This window comes from Ruegeria sp. BK1, assembly GCF_056535645.1.
Map to the genome: position 1 here is coordinate 2894432 of NZ_JBQFIS010000001.1, position 25089 is coordinate 2919520.

Genomic DNA, 25089 nt, shown 5'->3' on the forward strand with positions numbered 1-25089 from the left:
TGGTCTACGGCATTTCGGCATTCAAAAAACAACTTAAGATTGTTTCTCGCCAAGCGAGCGGATAGGCTTGCATAAAGTCTTTCGGGTTCGGCAATAAGGCGGTCCTCCTGCGATGTTCTTTCTGGCTTGGATGCTGATATGCGCTGCGCTGGGGCTGTTCTTTTGGGTGGCCCTGTCGTTGCGGTCAGCTCCGATTGTGCTGAGCCTGATGTTCTTCGCTCTGATCTATTGCATCCGTCCAGCAATGATCATGCTTGGGGCAAATCTGGTGAATCCTGCGCTGTTCAATGACTCGGCCGAGCTGGGTGCTTTCGCGTTGATCTACGCGTTCTTGTATCTGTCTGCGGCGCTGGTCACGGTTGTGATCTTGAGTGCTGCGCGTCCCGGATTCGGTGCCGGTCTGTTTCCCGCAATATCGTCACGCGTCGATACCGTTTCGGCGCTTGTGGCTATTCTTCTGACCATCGTTGCAATGGGTATCGGCGCACAGCTATTTCTGAAATTCGGGTCGCTTCAGGCAATCCTTTTTGCAGCGAAGATCACAAAAGACCTGGCGGGCACTTTTGGGCTTAGGTCCCTTGTCGGGCTGGGAGCATTCTTTTCTTCGGTCGCCTTGTTGATCAGTTTGCGCGACAGGCGTATCGGCAAAACGGTCTTATTCAGCCTCTGTTTTGGTATCAATCTGTTTGTCTTTTCCCTGTGGGGCACTCGGCTGGAAGCGTTCGTACTGCTGTCCGGTACACTGCTGGTCTTGACCTCGCGCGCGGGGCAGATCGACCTGTGGAGTATCGTGAAATTCTCGGTCTGGGGGTTTTGCCTGCTGTTTGGTGCGACAGTGTTGTACATCTACCGCCTTGCGCAATTGTCCGGCAGTTGGGAGGTCGCCTTTTCCCGCGATTTGACCACGACGACCGCGGTGTCCATGCATATGACGCGGTTCGATTCCCTGATGCTGGTGGTGCAGGATTTTACTTCGGGGCTTCACACGCGGGTCGGAGAAGACTTCTACAACGGTCTGATCATGGTCATCCCGCGCGCTCTGTGGCCAGACAAGCCTTCGCAACTGTTGATCGGCCAGTGGTTCCGGCAATGGTATGAGCCAAACGCGGTCAACGGTTGGACGGTCGGGGGACCGGGCGAGTATCTGGTGAACTTCGGGTTGGCGGGTGTCATTCTAGGCGGGATCGTGTTTGGCGTGATGCTGACAGTGATCCATTCGGGCTATCGCAAGATGGGTGCGGATCAACCCTTGTCGGTCATGCTGTCGGTTGTGTTGGTGCTGATCGTGGTGCCCGAAGGCTCGCCCATTCAACTACTGCCAAGGGTTGTACTTTGGTGTATACCGATTTGGCTGGTTGTTTGGGCGGCAAGAATGCGGCTCAGAGCTCCGGTTGCAAGCGTTCCAAAAGTGCCGTTTCCCGGTCGCTGATGGCTTGGGCCAGAGCTGCGCGCAGTTCAACCTCGCGAGCGCTTTGGCCGGGCTTGTGCGGGGTTGTGTTGAGCCTTCGGTACACTCGGCGCGCTGTCTCATACAGAGCGCCTTTGGGCAGTTTACCCCGGATCGCCGTGTTCAAAGATTGCAGCAACCGGTTACGGACAAAATAGGTTTCGTTCGACCCGTCAAAGAACAGCGGCACATTCGTTTCAAGTCCCAACCGCCCAAGCAACGCAGCTACAGTATTTGCAGGGTCGGACAACATATGGCGCATCTCAAGATGGATGACGCGTTCCGGCCCCAGATCTCGCCGCCACAAGGCCAACCAATAGCCGAACGCGGCCCAGTCCAGAGCGTTGCGCAGGTGATCCTGAGGAAAATGGCTGGATGCACGCCCGTCCAGAACCATCTCGAAAAACATCTCGATCGAAATTGACGCGTCGATATAGCGCTTGTTGTTCGAGAAGTAGTGATAGGTCGAGGTGATCTGATCCACCGGGTCACGTGTGATGAAGATGACCGGCGGCCGGTGCGCCATCGCGGCGATGGTTTTACGGGCGGTTTCGTGATGCGCATAGGCAGGTGTTGAATCCAGCCACAACGCATTGTCGGGCGCATCGGGAAACAGCGCAGCATATCCCGCAAGACCCTGGGTAAAAACGCTGTGTTCGGGTCGAAAAAAGTGGCTGTCGCGGTCGTAGAGGAACTCCAGCTCTTTGCGCACACCGCCCGAGATTTGCGGATGCTGAACCAACCAGTCATGCAGCGAACTGGTGGCGCATTTGGTGAAGCCGCAGATGAACAGATCGGGCAGGCGGTGGGGGCGCTCAGTCATCGCGGGTCTCCTTCGGCAGACCGGTGGCGCGATACAGCAGGTCCTCGTAGGCGTCGATCATCCGCGTCGTGCGAAACGGGGCAAGATTGGGTTCAGGGTCTTGCATGCGTGTCGCGCGCACCCGGTCGGGATTTTGGGCAAGGTCGTTGAAAATCGCTGAGAGCGTCGGGGCGTCGATTTGTTCGGGGATCAGGCCGCGATGGGGTGGGATCAGTTCCGGTATGCCGCCATTTGGGCTGCCGACCACGAATAAGCCGCGCGCCATGGCCTCGATCACGGTGCGCCCAAAAGGTTCGGCCCAAAGCGCAGGCAGAAAAAGCACGTCGAGCCTGTCGAGAAATGCGATGGCCTCCTGTCGACCGGTCAGACAGATCCCGGCGGCAGCGGGGTCATCCGGCAGGGCGATGCCCTGATTGTCCCCGGCCAGAAGCAATCGGTGCCCGTTCTGCGCGAGGTCAGTGTTTTGCCATGCGGTGATCAGCTCGGCCACGCCTTTGCTGGGGTGAAGGCGGCCCAGATAACCAAAGGTCAGGGGCGTGCCCGCATCCGGCGCAGGTGCGCGCGGTGCTTGCAGAAATCTGTCCGGCACCGCGTTGTAGATGACGGTTGGCGCATATCCCAGCATGGTTTCGTAAATCCGCGCCACGTGATTGGAAATCGCCACGACGTGTTTTTGTCGTCGCAGGATCAACCGGCGCAGGCCAGTGGCGTAGAAACACGGGCTGAGGGCGGAATTGCAGCCTGCGCCGCCATGCTCCATCGTGCCAAAGGCGCAAAACCAGCCGTAGTCGCGGATGACCGGGACACAGGCGATGCGGGTTAGCAGACAGGCCAGCATGAAAGCCGATCCATGCCCGGCGGGGTTGTTCATCAGCACCACATCTGGACGGGTGCGCCGCAGCCATCGCAGACAGCGCAGGACCAGGACGGGGTCAATTTCGCTGCGCAAGATCCAGGCCATGCGGGTGGCAAAGCGGCGCGGGCCATGCAAGGGGCTTTTGCCGATCGGCAGGCCCTGAACGACGTCAATGGGGATGTCGTCGACATGATCCGGGTATGGGCGCCACCCGTCCGAGACCACAACCCGCACCTCATGCCCGCGTGCCTTTAAGCTGCGCGCGATGTCCCGTGCTGATCGCTCGGACCCGCCAAGCTCGTTGGGGGCGTAGTTGAAACACTGGATGGCAATCTTCATCAGGGCTGCCCTTCGCGCATGAGACCCAGAATCGAAGGATCAATTCCCATCTCGCTCCGGGCGTATCTGACGGCCTGCAGGTTCCAGCCCGCGACGGATAAAGCAAGACACAGCGCGGCCCCTACCGGGCCAAAGGCCCAGATCATCGGGATCATCGCCGCCATTGCTATCAAGTTCATCCGCGCCAGCAGCCGAAAGGCCGCTCGGTCGTGGCCCGTAAGCTCAAGCAGGACCGAGGTCGGTCCGGTCAGCGCATTCACCGCATAGGAACCTGCCACGATTAACAGAACATTGTAGCCGGTTTCGAACCCGGTTCCGAACAAAGACAACAGCCAGACACCAAACAGGATCAGCCCGAGGAAGATCAGCAAGGCCGACCCCCCAGCGATGGCGGCGACGGTAGCGCATGTGCGTTGCAACGCACGGGTTTTGCCGTCGTGATGCAGGCGCGAGATTGTGGGTGAGACGACCATATTGGCGGCCAGCAGTACAAGGTTCATCAACAACGCTATCCGCAGCGCGGCAAAGGTTGGTCCGGTGTCCGCCGGGCTCAGCATCAATCCCAGCAAAACCACGACAAGGTTCGGGGCGGTGATTTGCAGGACAGATACACCCCAAAGACCCCACATACGCGGTCGCCATGTGGCCCGGTCATAGGCAGCTGGGGCCAGAAAAAGAGCCTTGGGTCGGGTCGCTGGATGCAGATGGACCTGAATCAGAACCATCGCCACTAGCAGTGCGGTCAGCAACCAGGTGATTTGCGCAGCACTGCTCTGCCCCGGCCAGAACAGGATTAGGGGGATCGCCGACAGTATCACCAACCCGCGCCAAATCACATCCCGAGGCGCTAGGGCCAAGCTCATCCGGTCATAGGCACGCAGGACAAATGCGAAATATTCCGCCCAGGCCGTGGTCAGCGCGAATACCCCCGTGGCCGCAATGAAAGGCCATCCAAGCTCGGGTCGCATCCAAATAAAGGCTGGGGCCGACAGGACCGCAAAAGCCACGGTACCCAGCGTGATAATCCAGAACCCATCGCGAATCCGACCCGTTGCAAGCCTGTTCTGACCTTGCGCTGCGTAGATCGAGACATAGCGCAGGCTCAGCATCCGTTGTCCGAAACTGCCCGCCACCGCCAGCAATACCGCCAGCGAAAATCCAAAACCGAAGGTGCCATAAGTCGAGGCATTCAACGCCTGTGCCAAGACCAGAAACATGGCAAATTGCAGGCCTGCGGCCCCAACCTTGATGACAAGGGCGGCAAGCCCGCCTTTCATGAGGCGCTGTCTTATGGGGTTGGACTTGTCTGGCATCGGTGGATTTACACGGGTCCCTTAGCTTCCCACCGCCACAATCGGCGCGGTGATCAGAGACGGGGTGATCTGGTCGATCGTGCGGCCCCAGCGCGTAACCGGGTTTTCGGCGATGAAGATGATGTCATTGCGGCGCAACTCAAACCGAGCGGCCAGCGTTAAATGCGCGGCGTTGCGGATGTCCAGATGCCAGGCCGTCACCGCGCCGAATTCGCGGATATCTTCGGACGCGCGCAGCACATAAACCTCAGACGCGTCCCCGGTTTTCTTGGCGATCCCGCCGCCCGTGTCAAACAACGCGTCCGCCAGTGTGGCCGTGCGCTCGAAGGGCAGGGCATAGCGGCCCTGATTGCGGACCTCGCCGCTGAGATAGACATAGTCCCGGTCCACCGCGTCCAACTCGATGGTTTGCAGGAATGTCTCGCGCCGCTCGTTCAACTCGTCCCGGCGTAGGGTAACAGCGGTCGACAGTTCCTGCAGGGCGGTCTGGCGACCCTCCAGCACCGTTTCGCGCAGCTGGATTTGCTGCGCAAAATACCGCTCGGCCCGGTCCAGATCGTAATCTGTATCCACAAAGACCGAGTCATCAGCGATCAGGGTCAGGTTCTGCAAATCCGGGCGCGCATAAAGGTCCTCAAGCGGGATCTGGTACATCTGCCCGTTGCGGTAAACGCGGACCGAGCTGTTGTCGATATCGCTGACCTTGACCGACCCGGCGGCAGAGAGCGCCGCGCCCAGCGTTAGTTGCGTCAGGTTGATGGGCTGCACGCCGGGCTGTCCGACCGCCCCCCCGACCGAGACGCGGCGGGCGTTGAACTCGGCAATTTCCAGGCTGAACGTGGGGTCGATCTGGTTTTCGACAAGGCGCTGGAACAGCACGGCTTCGGCCTCGTCCACGGTCAGACCTTCTAGGCGCACGCGGCCGACATCGGGGATGTTGATCGCTCCGTCATCCTGCACCGTATAGCCGTTGCGGCTGTTTTGGGCGGCCAGCAGGCCAGATAGTTCTCCGGCTGTGCCCTGGGTCGAGGGGGTCGATAGCACCAGCACATCCCCGGTGCCGATCGTATAGGGCCCCGGCGTGACATCGGGCGGTGGGTCCAGCTGCAACCCGCTGCGCGACCCATCTTGAGTTGAGGGGGCATCGGGCAGCGGACCCAGTCCCCGCTGGCTGGTGCCCGCGCCGGACCCCGCCGAAGTTCGAAACACCGATGGCAGGGTTTTGGGCGCATAAGGTGCGCGATTGGCGACCATCACGGTTTCCGGTGTCACCGGCACCACCCGCACCTTGCCGCTGTCGGACACACCCGCCGTAACCGAGGGGCTGCGATAGATCGTCGAACAGCCCGAGATCAGGCCGCCCACGGACAGCGCAAGGACGAAAAGTGGAATTCGGCGCATGGTTAGCCTCCTGCCATGTATAATTCTAACTCGCATCCGGCACCGCCTTCATGAACAGGTTGCCGAGGAAATCGCCGGTCCATTGCGAGGACTGGATGATGGTTTGGCTGCCATTTCGCAGCCAATATGTATTGGTGAAACTCTGCGCGGTGCCAAAGCACTGTTCTTGCCACTTGCGCGTGGCCACAGGATTACCTTGCTGCACGATGGTATCCGGCCCAAGCGCTGTGATCCGGCAGTCATAGGCATGCAGCTCGATCTCATCATTGCCGTTGAGAAAGCTGTGAAACCGCTCGGCGCGCCCTTCCTGACCGCTCAGGATCAACCCGGCGCTGTGCCGGATGTCCGACCCAGCCATGCCAGAGCCGAACCCTTTGGTCGAGGTCAGAAAACCCTGTTCCAGCGTGATGGTCGCCCCATCTGCCGTCAACCAGGTTTGCACGTCGTCCCGTGTCACCTCTAACAGCATCACACCGCTCAGGTCGCGCGACGGAAAGGCGACCTCAAGCCGGGGTGGGATCGGGCGTTGTGCGGCCAGCGCATCGGCGCGGGGGTGAAAGCGGGGCGCATCGGGACGCAGCGCGCCGCGCAACAGGTCGAACTCATCCCGCGCCTCGCCACAGGCGGCCAGCGAGAGGGCAAGGCAGAGGAGCGCAAAAACTCTCATCGCCAGAACCTACCCCAGCCGCGCGACAATTCCTGCGCTCGCGCCTCGCGGGTGACGCCATATAGCCGGTTGCGCACATTCAGCCGCGCGCCACCGTCGCGCAGGACGGGGCGGATGGTTTGTCTGATCTTGTTGCGCGATGGGCGACCCGTCAGCCATGAGATCGGGATCTCAAGCCGAATGCCCTTGTCGAATGAGCCTTCGCCGAACTCTTCGAACCCTACCGTGGTCAGGGTAAAGAAAGCACCTACCGTGAACCCGTTGGTAAATTCCCGATCCAACGAGAACGTCGCGCCATAGTCCCCTGCCAGATAGCGGCCCGCGTCGATCTGGGCATGATAGTCCCCTGGCAGGTCGTAATAGGCCGAGACATGGCCTGTGGCGACGGAATAATCCTGAAAGCCGAACAGCACGTCAAAATCACGCTGCGCCACGTAATTCGCCTCGACCCCCAAGGCGAGGCGACTGTTGGTCGGGTACCACAGAAGCTCGGCCGACACCCCGCCAAACATGGTCTCCAGATATCCCAGCGTGGTGCGGGCGTAGAAATCGGTGCGTGGTCTCCACAGGTATTCGGCGGTCATATGCTCGACCCGCAGGTTGGATTCGCGGGCATAGATCGCCCAGTCCGACCGAACAGGCGGCAGGGTGGAATCCGAAACGCGCGTGGTGTCGTCCAGCGTGCTCAGAACTGGTTGGCGCAGCCCGGTGGACAGGGTCAGGCCCGGCCTCAGCGTATAATCCAACCCCAACGCGGCGCCGATTTCATACCGCAATGGGTCGTCGGGATCGAAGAAGGAAAAGTTCAGGTAAGGCCCGAACCGATAGGAAAAATGCGGATAGGCGTCGCGCAGTACGCCGCCTTGTAAGATCGGGATCGTGTCCGAAATCTCGACCCGCGCGAGGCTGCGCCATGCGTTGTCCGGGTCATGCTCCAATTCGTACAGATCGTTGCGGTCCACCTGCACCGCACCCAGTGGCACGCCGTTGGACATCAGCGCAATGTTAAAGGTCTGTGTCCGCGGCGGCTCGGTATTGGCCAGAACCCGAGCGGTGCGGCCCAAGGCCTGCGCCGCCTGTCCATAGGTTCCGTTCTCGACCCCGACCGTCACAGCATCGCGGTCCTGCGACAGGTAGACCAGCCGCAGCCCGTCGCGGTCCAGCGCGGCGCGGATGTCCTCTTGGCTGTCACCGGGTGCGCGCAATGGCTGGGGCGAGGCCCCTTGCCCCCCCGGCGCGGGCGTCTGCCGCGGGTCGATGAAATAGCTATAGGTCAGCCCCAGCGTGGTTCCGTACAGCACCGAAGTGGTCAGTTGCGATCCGTTCCGAAACCGATACTGTGCGGCGATGTTGAACGGGGTGCGGATGTCGAACCCGATCCGGTCGCGCTCCTCATCATAAAGATCGGGGGAGTATTCTGCCAAAAAGGTCAGCCGGTCGTTATATTGCCAACTGCCCCCGGCGAACAGGGCGGCGTCGCCCTGAAACCAGTTGCCGAAGTCCAGACGTCCGGTCTCCGAAAGATCACCGGCGCGGGGGTCGCTGCGCTCGTCAAAGCGGCTGCTGATCAGGCCCAAGGGGTTGGCAAAGCTGCCACTTCCAGCCAGTCGCCCCCAGCCGATGCCTCCGGTCAGCTTGAACCGGTCGCGGATCGTTTTGGTCGCAACGATATATTCCGTGGCATAAAGCCCGGTCCCGCCGAAATCCCGCAATCCCAGCACGATGGCGGGCGCTTGGCGGCTTTCTTCGCGCAGGCGGAAATGGATGTCGAAGCTGCGGTCATAGCGATCACCGCGCGCGCCATCAAAGCCTTTCAGGACGGCGTAGCGGAAGCTGCCATGAACCCAGGGCAGCATCTGAAATGTCATGGTTGCACGCGCAGTGTCCCGAAAAGCGGATGCGGTAAAGACCAGCGCACCATCATCGAACATCTCGGCTGTGGGCAACTCGATCAGGCCCGGCGTTCCGTATGTGGACACGGTCTGAGCCTGTACCATGCCTGCCAGAGTTGCGCCGATCACAGCCATCGCAATTGTCCAGCCTCGTATTCCCGTTTGGTTCGTCACGTCACCATGTCACTTCAAACTTTCCGAGCGATCCCGACACAGGAATGTGGATTGTAGTCAGCACCAAGTAATACTCACCCTATAGGAGAAATACAGTTTTGAATTTCCGGTAGCTGAATTTCCTTTGGGATGAAAGGTCGGCAATTAGGTCGAAAATTCTGGGGCGTATTTCATTTACCGCTGAAAGCCATTCAATTTATTGAAATACAAGTTGATTTTATTAATACATTGTTCACCATTGACGCTATAAAGACAGTGTAATTTCTCAGGTGTGGTATCGGCGGCACAGGTTTCGCTTCAGGAGCTTTCGGATGTTCAGAACTTCAGCATTGGTTCTTTTGATATCAACCACAGGTGTAGTTGCTCAACAGGCAGAAAACACCGACGCCTCGGAAGACGTCGAGGATACAGTCACAGCTGCCGAAGCCGCTGAAGAGGCGGGTGTAACGGGCTTTGTCCCTCTGGTCGCCCCTGCGCTGGGTGCTGCTGCCGCCGCTGTGGGTTTGGCGGCTGCCGGGGGTGGGTCGTCGACCACAACGACCAGCACGGTCAGCACCAACTGATCCTTGACCCCGCCAAAAATGGCGCTCCTAGTTGCTATAGTAGGATGCGCCGTAGCGGCCATAGGCATAGCCATATTGCTTGGCGCTGCGCAATTTGATCTGCCCCATGACGATCCCCGTTAGGCGTTGATTGTCCATGTGGAACAGCCGAATGGCCTCGGTCACATCCTGTTCGGCTGTGGCATTCCACTTAATAGTCAGCAAAACGGCGTCGGCATTGCGCGCGATCAGTCGGGCATCTGACACCAGTAGCGTGGGCGGCGTGTCGATCAGGATGACATCATAGAACTTGCGCGTATCCTCCAGAAACTGTCGGAAGCGATCCGAGGCGAACAGATCCGCCGCATTGGTCGCTGTTTTCTGACCTGCCAGGATATCGCACCCGATCAGCGGGTCTTGAAAGATTGCATCCGTGGCAGCAACATCTCCGGCCAGAACCGAAACGATCCCGGTATTCGGCACATCGCGCAATTGGTCGGTCATGGTCAGGCGGCGGATATCTCCCTCGACCAATAGGACTTTTTTACCAATCCCGACAAAGTTCTGCGCCAATGCCATGGTGTTGGTGGTTTTGCCTTCGCCAGGCAGCGATGACGTCATGACAATAACCTGCGGCGGGCGATCCACGTTGGACAACATCAGAGAGGTTCGCAGATTGCGCACCGCCTCAGCCGTTGCGGAGGCGGGCTTGGCGGCGAGATAGTCCAAAACCTTGCGCCGGTCGCGGGCTGGAAAGGTCGGGATTTTACCCAGAACGCTGTAGCCGGTCTTGCGCTCAACCTCGGGCGCTGAACGATACCCTTTTCTCCGCGCCTCCAGTACAAAGACAATGGCGGTACCCACGATCAGACCAAGGATTGCGGCCAAAACCAGCATCAGCGGTTTTCTCGGGCGCGACGGGTCCGTCGGAATAACGGCGCGCGAGATTTGGCGACTGTCAGCCTTCTGTATCCCCTCCTGCGCCGAGGTCTCCTTAAGACGGGTCAGGAAATACTCGTACAGCAGACGAACAGCCTCGGCCTCACGGGTGAGTTGCTGTAATGCGATGAGGTCCGCATTCTGCTGAGTGATCTGTTCGGACAGGTCTTGCGCAGATTGGGTCAAAGCCTGCGCCTGTTGCGCGGCGCGCCGGGCCTCAAGCGCGGTGCGGGCCAAAAGACTTTCGAAGGCTGTGTCGAACTCAGTCGTTTGGCCACCCGCCAATTGCGCAAACAACCGGTCCAGTTGCGGATCACCCGCCTCCTGCGCCTGTTCCGCGCGGGTGGTCGCGGCGGTCAGGCGATCAAACCTTGCTTGCGCCGCGATTTGCGCAGCCGCAGCGGTTTCGCCCCGGTCACGCAAATCCTTGAGCTGGACTTCCTGAAGCTGCAACGCCTCGGCAGATACCAAAGCGGTTGACGTGTCAAAGGCACTCAACTTGGCCTCTGACGCTTCCAATTCCTGCTGCAACTCAGCCACTCGGTCGGTCAGCCAGGCGGTGGCCTGCTCGGTCGCTGCGAATTTTACTTCGATCTGGTCGCGCACATAAAGGTTAACGATCGTATCCGCGATCAGGGCTGATTTGCGGGCCGATTCAGTCTCGACCGTCACGCGGAACACAAGGCTTTGGGGCAGGTTTCGGATCGAAGTATTCTGCAACAGCGCGGTGATCACGCTATCGCGGGTGATTTGGGCGCTGATTTCATCCGGCAAAGGCGCGGGCTGCGGTGACAGGCCTAAACCATCCTTGATTTTGTCCCTCAGCGTTTTAGGCAGCAGCGCAGCGTTGAATTCCGGATCGGAGGTCAGGTCCAGCCTGTCGACGACCTTGCCAATCAGTCCACGGGATCTAAGAACCTCAAGCTCGGAATTCACCTCGGTCGACTCGCCGGACAAACCGCCGACAACAGACTGGAGGTCGACAATGCTCTGCTGTTGCGTCTCAAGCATCACAACGGCGCTGGACCGGTACATCGGTACCGCCGCGAAGATCAGGTAGGCGAGCGTTGCCATCACAGTCAGCGCTGTGGCGGCGGCGATCACCCATTTCCCGAACCAAAGGGTTGCGAAAAGGGCGCTCAGGTCAACGATCTCGCCATCAAATGGGTCAGCGCCCGTGGGCCGCGGAGCGGTCAGGGGCGGGTTTGGAACAGTGAATTGCTTCATCAGAGTTTGGTCGTCTGCTCGAAATGCATTCTATGCGCGTTTTAGAAACCATATAGACACGTAAGGGTAGAATAAACCCTGACAGTGCGTTTATCGTCCCGTTCGCATGACCACGGCTGAGACTGTTCGGAAAAGGATGCTGATATCTTTTCGAAAACTGCGCTGAGCCAGATAGGCCACGTCCATCGCGATCCGTGCGTCATAGCTGACATCATTGCGCCCCGAAACTTGCCACAGCCCTGTAATGCCCGGTTTCTGCGCCACATAGGCCGAAGCGGCGGCGCCGTATTTCACCAACTCGACGGTGACGACGGGGCGTGGGCCGACAAAGCTCATCTCGCCTTTCAGGACGTTCCAGATTTGCGGCAACTCATCCAGACTGGTCCGGCGTAGAAGATGACCCAGCCGGTTGATGCGTGGATCATGGGTGAGTTTGCGGTCTCTTTCCCATTCAATCGCAGCCTGCGGGTTGGCCTGAAGATAAGCACGCAGTTGTGCCTCGGCATCGACGCACATGGTTCGGATCTTCCAGCATTTGAACAACGTTCCGTTCTTGCCAACGCGTTTTTGCCCAAAGAAACCTGGACCGCCCTCGCAGCGCATCAAGGCCCAAAGGACCAGAACGACCGGCGTTACAACTGGCAGCAGTAGCAGCGCAAGGCAGATATCAAAAGCGCGTTTGCCCAACCCGGAATAGATCCCCGATGGTGTATCAGGCGGGACGGATGAGGGGGCCGCGGCATCCTCGGCAATTGTTGCTGCGCCAAAATCCAGCATTCAAAAAAATCCCGGTTCCCAAATGTTGAACTACAACTTAAGGGTGTATAAAACGAAAATTAGTTAATGAGAGGTTGATAAGAGCTGAGTGCAGCAAATTTTTGTTGACCAACTTGCAGAAAACTCGATGGCGCAGGCGTATACGCAAAGCAGCCTGATCAAACGTGGGTTTTTAGCATGGAGGAAGGCACGAGACCGAGATGTCAGGCCTTGGGCAGTGGCAGACAGCCCGGCAGGCCCGCAGGGAGCACCAGGCGAGCGCCCATATTATATAGGGATTTTACAAATCCCTCGCTTTCTGACGCGACGGTCAGGCTGAAGGGCGAGGCCGCAAGGACCGAGACGTCGCCGGGCAGCGCCTCAAGCATCTGCGTTTTGGGCAGGACAACCACATAGGCCGGGGCGTCGTCTGTCAGCAAAGCCACAACAACAAGCGTGGACAGCCACCCCAGAAACATCAGCGGCAGGGCAATCAGAACCGCCCTAATAGTCATGGATATGTTCCAGTGCCAGGCCTGACCCCGGAAGTTGGCGCAGACGTTCGGCCAGATCGGACACTTTGACGACGATCAGATGTCGGTGGTCGCCGAACCCTTGGCGAGGCGCGCTGTAGATCGCGTCTGCCCGCGTGGGCTGATCCGAAATTGCGGTAAACAGGATGTCGTCATTGCCTGCGATCTCGACCACGTTCACACCGTCACCGGCCATCTGCACCAGCAGATTGGTCAGGGCGCGGTAGCGTGGCGTCTCGATCTCAATCCCTTCGGGGCGCTGGGCGATGACTTGCATGTCGGGATAGGCGGGCAACTCGCCCTCTGAGGTGACGATCATGCGAAGGGTCAGCTCATCCTGACCGACCTGCTCAACGGCCTGTTCAATCACCCTGGCATAGCCACCCTTGGCGGTGTATTCCAGACCCAGAGCTATTGCGCGTTCAGTGTCGCGGATCGAGCCGCTGGACTGGTCAATCAAGCTTTGGGCATCGTCGTCAAAGCGCCACTTGTACCATGGCACCTGTTGCAGGAATTCAGCGTAATCTGATGCCTGCTGCGCCGACAGTTCATCCAGGGGAGCCCGTTCCGGGCCGCGCAGGGCGGTAAACAGGCGGCCGACTGTCTCTTCGTACAGTGCCTTCAACGCCAGTTCCGCCGTGAAACTGGCCCCGATCACATAGATCGTTTGCTTGGTCTCACCGTCAATCTCGCCATGGGCAGCGGCTGTTTCGGTCAGCGCGCAGAGCGAGCTCCAGAACCCCGTGATCCCTTGCCAGAAGCCGTAGTCATGTGGATCGCCTCGGCTCAGAACCTCGGCATAATCCTCATAGGCGTGGACGATGTGCCATTCAGGATAGGTCATCAGGCTGCGGGTTTCGGGGCGATGATGCTCGGCCGGTAGCAGGGCGTCATAGGGTTGCGCCTGCGCAGTGCCCTTGCAACTCGTTTCGACATAGATGATCGGGGCGGCCAAGCCGATCCCGACCAGCACCAACAGCAGAACCAGCCTGCGCAGCCATCTCAGCAGAAATCTCATGTCGTCCTCCGTGCGTCACGCAGACCGGCCCAGGCGGCCACCCCTCCCAGCGCCAGATGCGGCAGGTTTGCCAGCACGCGTCCGAGGGACAGGTCCATCCCGGCTGAGTTGTTCGTGAAGATCCCCAGATCCAGATAGCCATAGCCAGTGAAGAACCCGAAAACTCCGTCGCCCAGATAGGCCAGCCCGAACAGGATCAGAAAGGTGCGCGCCGCGCGATGGGACCAAAGCCCGGCAATCAGCGCCCAGAAGGCCGACGCCACATGCAGCGCGTCGTCATAGATATCCAGGGCAAAGATGCCAAAAGCCAGACCGTTTTCATCCGTCAGACCGGGTATGTAATTCAGCGACGCGGCAATCATCAGTGCCACAAAATACCCCATACAGAGTTTTTGAAGATTGGTCATAGCTGCCCCAAATAGCTGTCCCAAAGGTTGTTTCTTAACACCAGTTGCGGATCTAACGCGCGTTTGGCCTGCGCAAACTCCCGCGCGCGCGAATAGGCGGCGGTCAGTTGATCCAGCCGCGCGTGCGGGCGGTAGGGCAGGTAATAAGCCCCGCCGATCGCGGTGATCCGGTCGATCAGCTCTTGCGTCATACGGGCCATGTCGGCCTCGGCGCGGTCGGTCATCTCCTGACTGAAGGACATAACCGCAGCGATGCGTGGTTCCGAGGCGAAGGACAGAACCGCCTGATCGTCTTGCGCCACATAGCGCAGGGTCACGTTCAGAAACTCCTGATACGAGGCCGGGATCACCTCGCGGCAGGCGGTCAGGAAATCGTCAAAGGCGTCGAAGCCCACGAAATATTCGTGCAGGATATCGGTGCGGTCCGGGTTGCGGTCGTCCAGCGTGACAACCGGTTCGTTGATCAGGGAATTCCGCGTTGCCTCACCCCCGCCCAAGGCTGGGCCTAGCGTGGTTTCGTTCCACCAGCGAAAGGATTTGAACGCCTCGTTGCCTAGCTGCGCGCGGTAGAGACGACTGGCGGCATGCGACATCCATCCCGAGCCGGATGCCGGCGGCAGGTCCGATTGATCCTCGGTCTCGCGGTAGGTGATCAGCAAGGCTTTTTCAAAGAAGGACGCCCTTTCGACATTGAGCCTGCCATAGGCCATCGACACAGCCGGGTCAGCCACGGCCTGGCGGAAAGCGTTGGCAAAGGCGCTGGCTTCCATCAATTTGAAAGTAGGTGATAGCCGTGTATTAGAGACCATTTCGACTTCTAGATCGACGATGATGCCGATCAGCCCATAGCCTCCCATGCCCAGATTGAACAGGTCGGCGTTTTCCGTGGGCGAGCATGTCACAAGCTCTCCGTCCGGTAGGATCATGCGCAGGGATCGCACGGTTGCGCCCATCGGTCCGAACGGAACCGGCCAGCCATGGGCGTTGACGGAATAGGTCGCGGCGACGCCGAAATCGTGGTTCGATTGCATCACCTTGGGCGACCATCCTGCAAGGTCCAAAGCCGCAATGACCTGAGACCAGCGTGCCCCGGCATGGGCGCGGTATGTCTGCGCTGCGCTGTCAATCTCGACCGAGCCGTTGTCAAAGGTGATCGCTGTGCCATCGCGCGGGATGGCTTGCGCCCCCATCGAATGGCGCGCGGCACCGACATTCACCGGGCGGCCCTCGGCCTGTGCCTGCGCCAGTTCCTGACGGATGGCCGTGATCAGGGCTTCATCAGCATTCTCGGTCATCACCAGATGCTTGTGTACCGGCGTCGGTGACAATCCGCTGGCGTCATTCAGGATCGTGGCATCCGACACGGCAGGCGTGTAGCGGGTGCCGTCATAAACGGGCAGGTCTGGTCCCAACCAACGAGACAATCCCCAGCCCGCCACTCCACCGGCGGCGAAAAGTGCGGCGCGTCTGGTGAAAATCGTCATACGTCTTCCTTTGATAGCGTCGGCCCGGGCATGGCCTTCAGCACGTCAATTAATGCGGTTTGAAACTGCTCTGGGTCCTCGATTTGCGGGACGTGACCTACATCGGGCAAGACGATCAGCGGTGCTTCGGATAGCAGCGCGTGCAAGGCGTGGGCTTGCGCGACCGGGGTCACGGTATCTTCCGCGCCCCAGATCAATGCGACCGGCAGGTCGAGCGTACGCCAGCTTTCTGCCCGTGTGCTGCGCGCGTTCTGCGGCGGCACAAGCAGGTGCGGCAACCAGTCCGCAACGGCCTTGGTATATCCTTCGCGGGCCATTGGATTGCGCAATATCGAGACGATTTCAGGCGTTGCAGCCAGTTTCACATGCAAAAACGCGCGAAGGAAATGGCGCGTTAGCAGTGGATTAGAGACTGTTGTGGCGGCTATACCCTGTCGCAGCAGCCCATTTCGCAGGTAAATGGGCTCAGAAGTTGGAGAGTCATGCGCCTCAAGCGCAATCGCCCCACAAACTATGACCAACCCGGACACCAAATCGGGGCGCAGCATAACAGCCTCGGCCACGGGCCCTGCGCCGATGGAATGCGCGACGGCGATCGGAGGGCTGTCCAGCTCTTCGAGAAGGGCGATAATGCGTTCGGCCTGACGCGTCCGACTGTAGTCCTCATCCTGTGCTGGTTCCGACCAGCCGAAAGGCGGCATGTCAAAGGCGATCGCGCGAAACCCGGCGTCGGACATGTGGGAAAGCGTGGGTCGCCACAAACCCGACCACGCCGCTGTTCCATGAGCAAACAGAACCGGCGGCGCCGAAGGGTCGCCGACGTCCAAAGCAAAGATCGCACCCTCAGAGGTTTCGATCATCCGGCCTGTGTCATCAGGCAAGTGGCCCACCGGAAAAGTCTCACGGTTGCTGGCTGCCACCCAAAACCCGGTCAGCACAACAGTGACAAGCAACAGAGCTGAAAAAATGAACCTGAAAAATACCTTCATTGCCCGGATAGTTGTGCGCGCCAGACGGAAATGCAACCGCCGGAAATCCTTACCGGGCAAGGGTGCTGCAATTCGGACGCACAGCAGAATCCGGGTGATGACACTGCATTCAGCGCTCTAAACTTGACCAAGCGGTCAACTAATTTCTATACAAAACAGTCTCTAATCAATGGGAAAACCAAGAGTCGAGATAAACATTTCAGTTGGCTCACAATCTAGTGTTGCAACTGTGAAAATGATCTGGATGATCAGGACCACCAAGGCCGCGACAACGGCCTGCCGTCTGGGATGGCGGCGCTAACAATAAACGGGGAGATTATAATGATCCTAAGAAATCTGATGATTGCCGCCAGTGCGACCGCAATGATGGCGGCAGGTGCATCGGCTGAAACTCTGCGCTGGGCGCGCGCGGGTGACGCGCTGACGTTGGACCCGCATTCGCAAAACGAAGGTCCGTCGCACACCATTCGCCACCAGATGTATGAGCCGCTGATCATCCGCGACGTGACCGGCGCGTTTGAACCCGCGCTAGCGACCGAGTGGGGACCAAAGGCCGATGATCCGAACGTCTGGGTCTTCAAACTGCGCGAAGGTGTGAAGTTCCACGATGGCGCGGATTTCAACGCAGAAGACGTGGTGTTCAGCTTTGAGCGCGCCAAGCAGCCGAACTCGGACATGAAAGAGCTGATTGGCTCGATCACCGAAGTGCGCGCGGTTGACGATTACACCGTCGAGATCGTCACCGATGGTCCGAACCCGATCCTGCCGTCGAACCTGACCAACCTGTTCATTCTGGACAAAGGCTGGGCCGAGGCGAACAACACCGTCAACGTTCAGGATTTTGAGGGCGGCGAGATCACCTATGCCACCACCAACGCCAACGGCACGGGGCCATATAAGCTGCAAAGCCGCGAGCCTGACGTGAAAACGGTGATGGTGCGCAATGACGACTATTGGGGCATCGACCAGTTCCCGATGGAAGTGACCGAGATCGTCTACACGCCGATCCAGAACGCTGCGACCCGCGTGGCTGCGATGCTGTCGGGTGAAGTGAACTTCCTTCAGGATATGCCAGTGCAGGATATTGAGCGCGTCAACGGTGCCGATGGCCTGATGGTCAAGCAGGCGCCGCAGAACCGTGTGATCTTCTTTGGGATGAACCAGGGCGCAGATGACATCGAAGCGGATAACGTGGACGGCAAGAACCCCCTCGCCGATGTGCGTGTGCGTCAGGCCATGTCGATGGCGATCAACCGCGATGCGATCAAGCAGGTCGTGATGCGCGGCCAGTCGCAGCCTGCGGGCATGATCGCACCGCCCTTTGTCAACGGTTGGACTGCTGATATGGACGGCGAATCCTCGACCGACCTGGAAAAAGCCAAGGCCCTGATGGCCGAGGCAGGCTATGGCGACGGTTTCTCGCTGCGGCTGGACTGCCCGAATGACCGCTACATCAACGATGAGGCGATCTGTCAGGCGGCTGTCGGTATGCTGGGTCAGATCGGCGTGACTGTGAATCTGGACGCCAAGCCCAAGGCACAGCATTTCCCGCTGATCACCGACAGTAAGACCGACTTCTACATGCTGGGTTGGGGTGTGCCGACATATGACTCGGAATACATCTTCAACTTCCTGGTCCATGGTCGCGAGGACGATATCGGAACTTGGAACGGCACCGGCTATCAGGACGATGCGCTGGATGCGAAGATCAAGTCGCTGGCCTCGAACACCGATCTTGATGCGCGGAACGCTGACATCGCCGACATCTGGCGCGTGGTGCAGGACGAAGCGCTGTACATCCCGATCCACCACCAGGTTCTGAACTGGGGTATGGCTGATGGCGTGGGCATCGAAGTGGATGCGGAAGACCAGCCGAAGGTCAAATACTTCACGATGAACTAAATAGGTTCGATTGCGAACAAGGCAGGGCGCGGATTTCGCGCCCTGTTTTTTGTTTCGCCCTGAGATTTCCTTGCGTGCAAGCGAAAAACCAAGAAAACTCAGGCGCAGAGAACAGGGAGAGATAAAAATGATCCTTAGAAACAGTGCCATCGGCCTGGCCCTGCTGGCTGCGACCAGTGTTCAGGCGGCCGAGTTCAAATGGGCCTCGACCACCGATCCGCAGACCATGGACCCGCACGCCGTCAACTCGGCCCCGGTTCTGGGTTTTCTCAACAATGTCTACGAAGGGCTGGTGCGCCGCGGCAAGGACATGACGGTCGAACCCGCGCTGGCCGTAAGCTGGGAGCCGATCGGAGAGGGTGAAGGCTGGCGATTCAAGCTGCGTGAGGACGTGACCTTTCACGACGGCAGCACCTTTGATGCGCAAGACGTGCTGTTCAGCTATCAGCGGGCCTCAGGCGAGGCGTCAGATACGCGCAGCTGGTTTGCGCCGGTCAGTGAAGTGATCATAGTCGATGACTATACGGTCGATATCATGACCTCGGCGCCGAACCCGCTGTTCCCGTCCTCGATCGCCAACTGGATGATCATGGATCAAGGCTGGACCGAGGCGAATGACGCCGTGGTGCCCGACAAGGAAACCGGCAACTACGCCACGATCAATGCCAACGGCACCGGCGCGTTCAAGGTGACGGCCCGCGAACCGGGGCTTAAGACCGTGTTAGAGCCGCATGGCGACTGGTGGGGCGAGGTCGAACACAACATTACTCGCGCCGAGTTCAACCCGATCCAGAACCCAGCGACTGCTGTTGCGGCGCTGCTGTCGGGTGATGTGGACATGATCAATCCTGTCCCGATCCAAGACGTTGCACGTCTGAAGGAAAACGCCGACGTGGACGTCATTCAGGGGATCGAGGCGCGCGTGATCATGTTGGGTTTCGATCATGAAGCCGAGACGCTGAAATACACCGATGATGCGGGCAAACCGAACCCGTTCCGTGATGTGCGGGTCCGTCAGGCAGTTGCGCAGGCGATCAATGTGGACGCTATTCTGGCCACGATCATGCGTGGCAACGCCGAAGCCGCTTCGCAACTGGTCAGCCCGGCCATGAGCGGCTATTCTGCAGCCAATGCAGACCGCCCCGCCTTTGATGTCGAAGGCGCCAAGGCGCTGCTGGCCGAGGCAGGCTATGGCGATGGGTTCTCTTTCGGGCTGAAGTGCCCCAATGACCGCTATCTGAATGACGAACCGGTCTGTCAGGCCGTCGTCACCATGCTCGCGCAGATTGGGATCACGGCGGAACTGGATGCCATGCCCGTCCGCAACTACTGGCCAGAGCTGCGCGAGGATAACTACGACATGTATATGCTGGGCTGGAGCCCCGGCACATTCGACGCCGAACATCCCGTTCGCTTTCTGGTAGCCACGCCGAACGAGGAGAAAAAGCTGGGCAGCTGGAATTTCGGCGGCTACTCGAACGAACGGGTGGATGAACTGTTGCCGATGATCCAATCCGAGCTGGACGCGACGAAGCGTCAGGCCATGCTGGATGAGGTGACGGCCATCTATCAGGACGATCATGTCTATGTGCCGATGTATGTTCAGCCTCTGGTTTGGGGGACCGGCAGCAATATCGACCTGACACAACGCCCGGATAACTTCTTCATCCTGCGTTGGGTCACGGTGAACTGACCGCATGGGCGTCATGATTGCCGGGGTCTACCACGTGGACGACCCCGCCCCCGATACATCGCTTGACGGCGCATACCGTCGTCAGGCGTCGTCCATCCGCAACGCTCTGCCAAACGGTCCTTATGAGCCGGGGCGGTTCCACCTGTATGCCGCGTGGAATTGCCCTTGGGCGCATCGGGTCCTGCTGACGCGCGCCGTTAAGGGATTGGAGGAGTTGATCACCGTCGCCTATGCCCGCCCGCGCCGCACGCCGGACGGTTGGGTGTACGACACCGATGGTGACTATGCCGATCCTCTGTTCGGTGTCACCGCGTTGCATCAAGCCTATGCAAAGGTTGATCCTGCTTATACCGGGCGCATCACCGTGCCTTTGTTGTGGGATCGCGCCGAAAACCGCGCGGTGTCGAATGAATCCGCCGATCTCGTGCGTATGCTGGGCACGTTAGAAGGCTATGGCCCCAATCTGGCCCCGCCAGACAAGTTGGATCAGATCGATGCCTGGAACGACAAAATCTATCCGCGCCTGAACAATGGCGTCTATCGCGCCGGGTTCGCCCGCACGCAAGAGGCGTATGAGGCCGGGTTTCACGATGTCTTCACCATGCTGGACGAGATCGAGGCGCATCTGGCCACCAACCGATACCTGTGCGGCGATGATCTGACCGAGGTCGACCTGCGCCTGTTCCCGACCCTGGCGCGGTTCGATGTGGCTTATCACTATGCCTTCCGCTGTAATTTGTGGCGTTTGGTCGACTATCCGCATCTGTGGGGTTATGCGCGGGACTTGTACTCTCGACCGGAGATTGCCCGGACAGTGAAGCCCGAGATATACAAGGCCGGGTATTTCTCACCCTCCGAGCTGCGAAACCCGCTGGGGATCGTGCCGTTGGGGCCAAAGATAAACTGGGCTGAGCCACAGGACCGGGCGGCGTTGTCCTCTGCGACATCTTGACCATTCGGGCGGGGCATGCGTAGAGAGGCAGATCAACGGGGAAACTAAATGTTCGCATATATCGTCCGAAGGATGTTCCAATCCGTGATCGTGTTGCTGGTCGTGGGTCTGGTCGCATTTTCCATGTTCCGCTTTGTCGGCGATCCGATCGACAACATGCTGGGGCAGGAACGCACGCAGGCTGATATCGACCGCCTGCGCACCGAGCTTGGGTTGGATAAGCCCTTCCCGGTCCAGTATTTCAAGTTCCTGCAAGGGGCCGTTCAGGGCAATTTTGGCGTCTCTTACCGCCAGGGTCGTCCGGTTTCGACCATCATCGCAGAACGTGCACCCGCGACGCTGGAACTGGCCTTTGTGTCAGGTTTTCTGGCCATCACAATGGGTATTGCTCTGGGCGTCTTCACAGCGATCCGACGACAAGGGATCGCGGCGAATGTGATTATGACCGTCAGTTTGATTGGGGTTTCGTTGCCGACCTTCCTGATCGGGATACTGCTGATCTATATCTTCTCGGTCGAGCTTGATCTTCTTCCTAGCTTCGGGAGGGGCGAAACCGTTATGATTGGAAACTGGTCAACGGGCTTCTTGACGTCGTCGGGCCTCAAGGCGTTGATCCTTCCCGCGATTACGCTGGGCCTGTATCAGATGACACTGATCATGCGGCTGGTCCGATCCGAGATGCTGGAAGTGTTGCGCGCCGACTACGTTCGTTTTGCCCGTGCCCGCGGATTGTCGGACCGGGTGATCAACTTCCGCCACGCGCTGAAGAACACACTGGTGCCGGTGATCACCATAACCGGTTTGCAATTGGGGTCGATCATTGCGTTCGCCATCATCACCGAGACGGTGTTCCAATGGCCGGGCGTTGGCCTGCTGTTCATCAACGCGATCCAGTTCGTCGATATCCCCGTCATGGCCGCCTATCTGATGCTGATTTCGGTCATGTTCGTGACGATCAACCTGATTGTCGATCTTCTTTACTATGCTATTGACCCGCGCCTGCGTGTCGACGCGAGGGCCACATGACCGATATTCTCGATACCCCCAAAGCGCCGGAAAAGTCGCGGTTCGCCAAGTTCTGGGACGGCGACTTCGCATGGTCCTTTCGGCATTCACCTGTGGCTATTGTCTCGACTCTGGTTGTCGCCATACTTGTGCTTTCGGCGATCTTTGCGCCGCTGATCGCGCCCTATAATCCGTTCGACCCGTCCTCACTGAACCTGATGAACGGGTTTACGCCGCCCGGAACACCCAACGCCTTTACGCAGGAAACCTTTCTGCTGGGCACCGACGATCAGGGGCGCGACGTATTCTCGACCATCCTCTACGGGATGCGCGTTTCCCTGTTCGTGGGCGCATCTGCCGTGCTGTTGGCCTTGATCATCGGTATCGTTCTTGGGCTGGTCGCTGCTTATTTCGGCGGCTGGATTGAAACCCTGATCATGCGGGTCGCCGATGTGCAGCTGACTTTCCCGGCCATTCTGGTCGCTATGTTGATCTTTGGTATTGCCAAAGGCGTCACCCCGCCGGAATACCGCGATGAGATGGCGATCTACGTCCTGATCGTCGCCATTGCGCTGTCTGACTGGGTCCAGTTCGCCCGCGTGGTGCGCGGCGCGGCTCTGGTCGAGAAAAACAAGGAATATGTTCAAGCGGCCCGTCTGATCGGTCGTGGGTCCTTCCCGATCATGTTCCGCCACATCCTGCCCAATGTTCTCAGTCCGGTTTTGGTGATTGCCACCATCTCGCTGGCTCTGGCTATCATCGCCGAGGCGACGCTGAGTTTCCTTGGCGTCGGCGCCCCACCGACCCAGCCTTCTCTGGGGACATTGATCCGCATCGGACAGGGCTTCTTGTTCTCGGGTGAGTGGTGGATTCTGTTCTTCCCGGCCTGCACCCTTCTGGCGCTGGCTTTGTCTGTGAACCTGCTGGGCGACTGGCTGCGCGATGCGTTGAACCCCAAGCTGCGGTGATTTCATGAGCCTTCTGACAATCAATGACCTGACGGTCGAATTCCCGACCCGCCGCAAACTGTTCACTGCCGTGGACCATGTGGACCTGTCGGTTGAGCCCGGCGAAATCCACGGGCTTGTCGGTGAATCCGGGGCCGGTAAATCCACAATCGGAGCCGCCATTATGGGTCTGCTCGACCGACCCGGCCGTATCGCCAGCGGTACGATCAAGCTGAGCGGTGACCAGATCAGCGGTATCGACGCCGAGGCGATGCGTGGGCTGCGCGGCAAAAAGATCTCGATGATCTTTCAGGACCCGCTGACCTCGCTGAACCCGCTGTTCACCGTGCGCGAGCAACTGGTCGAGACCATTCAGGCGCATCTGGGTGGTTCAGATAGTGAGGCCAACAAACGCGCCCGCGATCTGATTGACCGGGTTGGTATCCCTGACCCCGATACACGGCTGGACCAGTACCCGCACCAGTTCTCGGGCGGGATGCGGCAGCGTGTGGTGATTGCTTTGGCGTTGTGTACCGAGCCCGACGTGATCATCGCGGATGAACCGACGACAGCCTTGGATGTGTCCGTTCAAGCGCAGATTCTGGACCTGATCAAAGAGCTGGCGACCGAGCGGCAGGTAGGGGTTATCCTAATTACCCACGACATGGGCGTGATTGCCGACACCACCGACAAGGTGACGGTGATGTATGCGGGTAAGGTGGTCGAAAGCGGCCCTACGTCTCAGGTCATGGGCCAGCCGACCCACGAATACACCAAGTCCCTGATCGCCGCCGTACCGCGCCCAACACTCAAACTGCATCGCTTTCCGCAAATCAGCTATGGCGGGCGCGAGACCCGCTTTGCGATCGAAGACATGGCCCGCCACTGGCCCAAAGTGGACAATGACACCAGCAAACCGGTGTTTGAGATCCGCAACCTGACCAAGAAGTTCCTGCAAAAGCGAGGGCTTCTGCCGTGGGACCGCACCTATTTCACCGCTGTGGACGATGTCAGCTTTGACATCCGCGCGGGCGAGGTGTTTGGCGTCGTGGGGGAGTCCGGCTCGGGCAAGTCCACCGTCGCGCGGATGATTGCGGGGCTCTATCCGGTTGATGGCGGCACGATCACATTCGAAGGGCAGACAGTCAGCGATCTGACCAACAAAGCCGCGCTGGATGCGTATCGCAAGAACATCCAGATGATCTTTCAGGACCCCTATTCCTCTCTCAACCCCCGGATGCGCGTGGATGAAATCGTGGCAGAGCCGATCCGCCATCACAAGCTGATGGACGGGGCTGATATCAAGCGCCGCGTGGATGAGCTGTTGGATCAGGTTGGGCTGGGTCATGAGGCCGGGCTGAAATACCCGCATGAATTCTCGGGCGGTCAGCGTCAGCGGATTTCCATTGCCCGCGCGCTTGCCACGCAGCCCCGCTTTTTGATCTGTGACGAACCGACCAGCGCGCTGGACGTGTCAATTCAGGCCCAAATCCTGAACATCCTGAAGGATTTGCAGGAGCATCTGGGTCTGACCTTGCTGTTCATCAGTCACGATTTGCCAGTTGTGCGCCAGATGTGCGACCGGGTGGCCGTGATGAAACAGGGCAAGGTGGTCGAGCTGCAAGAGACCAACGACCTGTTCGCCAATCCACAGACCGAATATGCGAGCGAGCTGTTGCGGTTGATGCCCAAACTGGACGATCTGTCCACGGAAGGGTTGAACGCCGAAACCTAACTCTCGCAATCCGTGCAAATATGCGAAAATAAACATTAAATTCGTTAA

Annotated in this window: 21 protein-coding genes; 8 read left to right on the forward strand and 13 right to left on the reverse strand. The window is 59.1% G+C overall.

The window, feature by feature from the left end; translation table 11 throughout:
- The first annotated feature begins 112 nt into the window (after positions 1 to 112).
- Positions 113 to 1429, forward strand: coding sequence for a hypothetical protein (locus tag ACR3E7_RS14380; protein WP_480504247.1), 1317 nt, complete (start codon positions 113 to 115; stop codon positions 1427 to 1429).
- Here ACR3E7_RS14380 and ACR3E7_RS14385 read toward each other — a convergent pair.
- From ACR3E7_RS14385 to ACR3E7_RS14410, 6 genes are read right to left on the reverse strand one after another with little or no spacing between them, the layout of a single operon-like run.
- The gene (locus tag ACR3E7_RS14385) at positions 1380 to 2270 is read right to left on the reverse strand and encodes a sulfotransferase (RefSeq protein ID WP_480504246.1); all 891 of its coding nucleotides are present in this window, start codon (positions 2268 to 2270) and stop codon (positions 1380 to 1382) included. The two genes, ACR3E7_RS14380 and ACR3E7_RS14385, sit on opposite strands and share 50 nt — an antisense overlap.
- Positions 2263 to 3465 (reverse strand): glycosyltransferase, encoded by a 1203-nt coding sequence (locus ACR3E7_RS14390; RefSeq protein WP_480504245.1) that lies wholly within the window; start codon positions 3463 to 3465, stop codon positions 2263 to 2265. Before ACR3E7_RS14390 ends, ACR3E7_RS14385 begins: the two co-directional genes overlap by 8 nt.
- Positions 3465 to 4742 (reverse strand): lipopolysaccharide biosynthesis protein, encoded by a 1278-nt coding sequence (locus ACR3E7_RS14395; RefSeq protein ID WP_480504244.1) that lies wholly within the window; start codon positions 4740 to 4742, stop codon positions 3465 to 3467. Before ACR3E7_RS14395 ends, ACR3E7_RS14390 begins: the two co-directional genes overlap by 1 nt.
- A gap of 57 nt (positions 4743 to 4799) precedes the next feature.
- Positions 4800 to 6179 (reverse strand): polysaccharide biosynthesis/export family protein, encoded by a 1380-nt coding sequence (locus tag ACR3E7_RS14400; protein WP_480504243.1) that lies wholly within the window; start codon positions 6177 to 6179, stop codon positions 4800 to 4802.
- Between the two features lie 25 nt (positions 6180 to 6204).
- Positions 6205 to 6846 (reverse strand): YjbF family lipoprotein, encoded by a 642-nt coding sequence (locus tag ACR3E7_RS14405; RefSeq protein WP_480504242.1) that lies wholly within the window; start codon positions 6844 to 6846, stop codon positions 6205 to 6207.
- Positions 6843 to 8873, reverse strand: coding sequence for a YjbH domain-containing protein (locus tag ACR3E7_RS14410; protein ID WP_480504241.1), 2031 nt, complete (start codon positions 8871 to 8873; stop codon positions 6843 to 6845). The genes ACR3E7_RS14405 and ACR3E7_RS14410 overlap by 4 nt, the downstream gene beginning before the upstream one ends.
- Positions 8874 to 9223: 350 nt before the next feature.
- Here ACR3E7_RS14410 and ACR3E7_RS14415 point away from each other — a divergent pair, with 350 nt between their 5' ends.
- Positions 9224 to 9475, forward strand: a complete 252-nt coding sequence (locus tag ACR3E7_RS14415; protein ID WP_480504240.1) for a hypothetical protein — start codon at positions 9224 to 9226, stop codon at positions 9473 to 9475.
- Between the two features lie 27 nt (positions 9476 to 9502).
- Here ACR3E7_RS14415 and ACR3E7_RS14420 read toward each other — a convergent pair whose 3' ends face one another.
- The 7 genes from ACR3E7_RS14420 to ACR3E7_RS14450 all read right to left on the reverse strand — a co-directional run bounded on the left by ACR3E7_RS14420 (position 9503) and on the right by ACR3E7_RS14450 (position 16699).
- Complete coding sequence (locus ACR3E7_RS14420; protein WP_480504239.1) at positions 9503 to 11620, reverse strand: GumC family protein; 2118 nt, start codon at positions 11618 to 11620, stop codon at positions 9503 to 9505.
- Positions 11621 to 11710: 90 nt separating this feature from the next.
- Positions 11711 to 12397, reverse strand: a complete 687-nt coding sequence (locus ACR3E7_RS14425; RefSeq protein ID WP_480504238.1) for a sugar transferase — start codon at positions 12395 to 12397, stop codon at positions 11711 to 11713.
- 203 nt (positions 12398 to 12600) lie between these two features.
- A complete protein-coding gene (locus tag ACR3E7_RS14430) occupies positions 12601 to 12891 on the reverse strand; it encodes a hypothetical protein (RefSeq protein WP_170771156.1) in 291 nt (96 codons plus the stop codon).
- Entirely contained in the window at positions 12881 to 13927 is a 1047-nt protein-coding gene (locus ACR3E7_RS14435) for a hypothetical protein (protein WP_480504237.1), read from the reverse strand. The genes ACR3E7_RS14430 and ACR3E7_RS14435 overlap by 11 nt, the downstream gene beginning before the upstream one ends.
- On the reverse strand, positions 13924 to 14334 hold the full coding sequence (locus ACR3E7_RS14440; protein ID WP_480504236.1) for a hypothetical protein: 411 nt from the start codon (positions 14332 to 14334) through the stop codon (positions 13924 to 13926). Before ACR3E7_RS14440 ends, ACR3E7_RS14435 begins: the two co-directional genes overlap by 4 nt.
- Positions 14331 to 15818, reverse strand: coding sequence for an FAD-binding oxidoreductase (locus ACR3E7_RS14445; protein ID WP_480504235.1), 1488 nt, complete (start codon positions 15816 to 15818; stop codon positions 14331 to 14333). Before ACR3E7_RS14445 ends, ACR3E7_RS14440 begins: the two co-directional genes overlap by 4 nt.
- Positions 15815 to 16699, reverse strand: coding sequence for an alpha/beta fold hydrolase (locus tag ACR3E7_RS14450; protein ID WP_480504234.1), 885 nt, complete (start codon positions 16697 to 16699; stop codon positions 15815 to 15817). Before ACR3E7_RS14450 ends, ACR3E7_RS14445 begins: the two co-directional genes overlap by 4 nt.
- A 429-nt stretch (positions 16700 to 17128) precedes the next feature.
- On the opposite strand from ACR3E7_RS14450, the gene ACR3E7_RS14455 reads away from it, so the two are divergent.
- The 6 genes from ACR3E7_RS14455 to ACR3E7_RS14480 all read left to right on the forward strand — a co-directional run bounded on the left by ACR3E7_RS14455 (position 17129) and on the right by ACR3E7_RS14480 (position 25041).
- Positions 17129 to 18709, forward strand: coding sequence for an ABC transporter substrate-binding protein (locus ACR3E7_RS14455; protein WP_170790142.1), 1581 nt, complete (start codon positions 17129 to 17131; stop codon positions 18707 to 18709).
- Positions 18710 to 18836: 127 nt separating this feature from the next.
- Complete coding sequence (locus ACR3E7_RS14460; protein WP_480504233.1) at positions 18837 to 20402, forward strand: ABC transporter substrate-binding protein; 1566 nt, start codon at positions 18837 to 18839, stop codon at positions 20400 to 20402.
- Positions 20403 to 20406: 4 nt separating this feature from the next.
- Entirely contained in the window at positions 20407 to 21354 is a 948-nt protein-coding gene (locus ACR3E7_RS14465) for a glutathione S-transferase family protein (RefSeq protein ID WP_480504232.1), read from the forward strand.
- A gap of 48 nt (positions 21355 to 21402) precedes the next feature.
- The gene (locus ACR3E7_RS14470) at positions 21403 to 22380 is read left to right on the forward strand and encodes an ABC transporter permease (protein ID WP_480504231.1); all 978 of its coding nucleotides are present in this window, start codon (positions 21403 to 21405) and stop codon (positions 22378 to 22380) included.
- Positions 22377 to 23327, forward strand: coding sequence for an ABC transporter permease (locus tag ACR3E7_RS14475; protein ID WP_480504230.1), 951 nt, complete (start codon positions 22377 to 22379; stop codon positions 23325 to 23327). Before ACR3E7_RS14470 ends, ACR3E7_RS14475 begins: the two co-directional genes overlap by 4 nt.
- 4 nt (positions 23328 to 23331) lie before the next feature.
- Entirely contained in the window at positions 23332 to 25041 is a 1710-nt protein-coding gene (locus tag ACR3E7_RS14480; protein ID WP_480504229.1) for an ABC transporter ATP-binding protein, read from the forward strand.
- Positions 25042 to 25089: the final 48 nt, after the last annotated feature.

Bases quoted from the DNA above. Each gene is read 5' to 3' on its own strand.
- ACR3E7_RS14380 (WP_480504247.1), top strand. From the start codon at position 113: ATGTTCTTTCTGGCTTGGATGCTGATATGCGCTGCGCTGGGGCTGTTC.
- ACR3E7_RS14385 (WP_480504246.1), bottom strand. From the start codon at position 2,270: ATGACTGAGCGCCCCCACCGCCTGCCCGATCTGTTCATCTGCGGCTTC.
- ACR3E7_RS14390 (WP_480504245.1), bottom strand. From the start codon at position 3,465: ATGAAGATTGCCATCCAGTGTTTCAACTACGCCCCCAACGAGCTTGGC.
- ACR3E7_RS14395 (WP_480504244.1), bottom strand. From the start codon at position 4,742: ATGAAAGGCGGGCTTGCCGCCCTTGTCATCAAGGTTGGGGCCGCAGGC.
- ACR3E7_RS14400 (WP_480504243.1), bottom strand. From the start codon at position 6,179: ATGCGCCGAATTCCACTTTTCGTCCTTGCGCTGTCCGTGGGCGGCCTG.
- ACR3E7_RS14405 (WP_480504242.1), bottom strand. From the start codon at position 6,846: ATGAGAGTTTTTGCGCTCCTCTGCCTTGCCCTCTCGCTGGCCGCCTGT.
- ACR3E7_RS14410 (WP_480504241.1), bottom strand. From the start codon at position 8,873: ATGGCTGTGATCGGCGCAACTCTGGCAGGCATGGTACAGGCTCAGACC.
- ACR3E7_RS14415 (WP_480504240.1), top strand. From the start codon at position 9,224: ATGTTCAGAACTTCAGCATTGGTTCTTTTGATATCAACCACAGGTGTA.
- ACR3E7_RS14420 (WP_480504239.1), bottom strand. From the start codon at position 11,620: ATGAAGCAATTCACTGTTCCAAACCCGCCCCTGACCGCTCCGCGGCCC.
- ACR3E7_RS14425 (WP_480504238.1), bottom strand. From the start codon at position 12,397: ATGCTGGATTTTGGCGCAGCAACAATTGCCGAGGATGCCGCGGCCCCC.
- ACR3E7_RS14430 (WP_170771156.1), bottom strand. From the start codon at position 12,891: ATGACTATTAGGGCGGTTCTGATTGCCCTGCCGCTGATGTTTCTGGGG.
- ACR3E7_RS14435 (WP_480504237.1), bottom strand. From the start codon at position 13,927: ATGAGATTTCTGCTGAGATGGCTGCGCAGGCTGGTTCTGCTGTTGGTG.
- ACR3E7_RS14440 (WP_480504236.1), bottom strand. From the start codon at position 14,334: ATGACCAATCTTCAAAAACTCTGTATGGGGTATTTTGTGGCACTGATG.
- ACR3E7_RS14445 (WP_480504235.1), bottom strand. From the start codon at position 15,818: ATGACGATTTTCACCAGACGCGCCGCACTTTTCGCCGCCGGTGGAGTG.
- ACR3E7_RS14455 (WP_170790142.1), top strand. From the start codon at position 17,129: ATGATCCTAAGAAATCTGATGATTGCCGCCAGTGCGACCGCAATGATG.
- ACR3E7_RS14460 (WP_480504233.1), top strand. From the start codon at position 18,837: ATGATCCTTAGAAACAGTGCCATCGGCCTGGCCCTGCTGGCTGCGACC.
- ACR3E7_RS14465 (WP_480504232.1), top strand. From the start codon at position 20,407: ATGGGCGTCATGATTGCCGGGGTCTACCACGTGGACGACCCCGCCCCC.
- ACR3E7_RS14470 (WP_480504231.1), top strand. From the start codon at position 21,403: ATGTTCGCATATATCGTCCGAAGGATGTTCCAATCCGTGATCGTGTTG.
- ACR3E7_RS14475 (WP_480504230.1), top strand. From the start codon at position 22,377: ATGACCGATATTCTCGATACCCCCAAAGCGCCGGAAAAGTCGCGGTTC.
- ACR3E7_RS14480 (WP_480504229.1), top strand. From the start codon at position 23,332: ATGAGCCTTCTGACAATCAATGACCTGACGGTCGAATTCCCGACCCGC.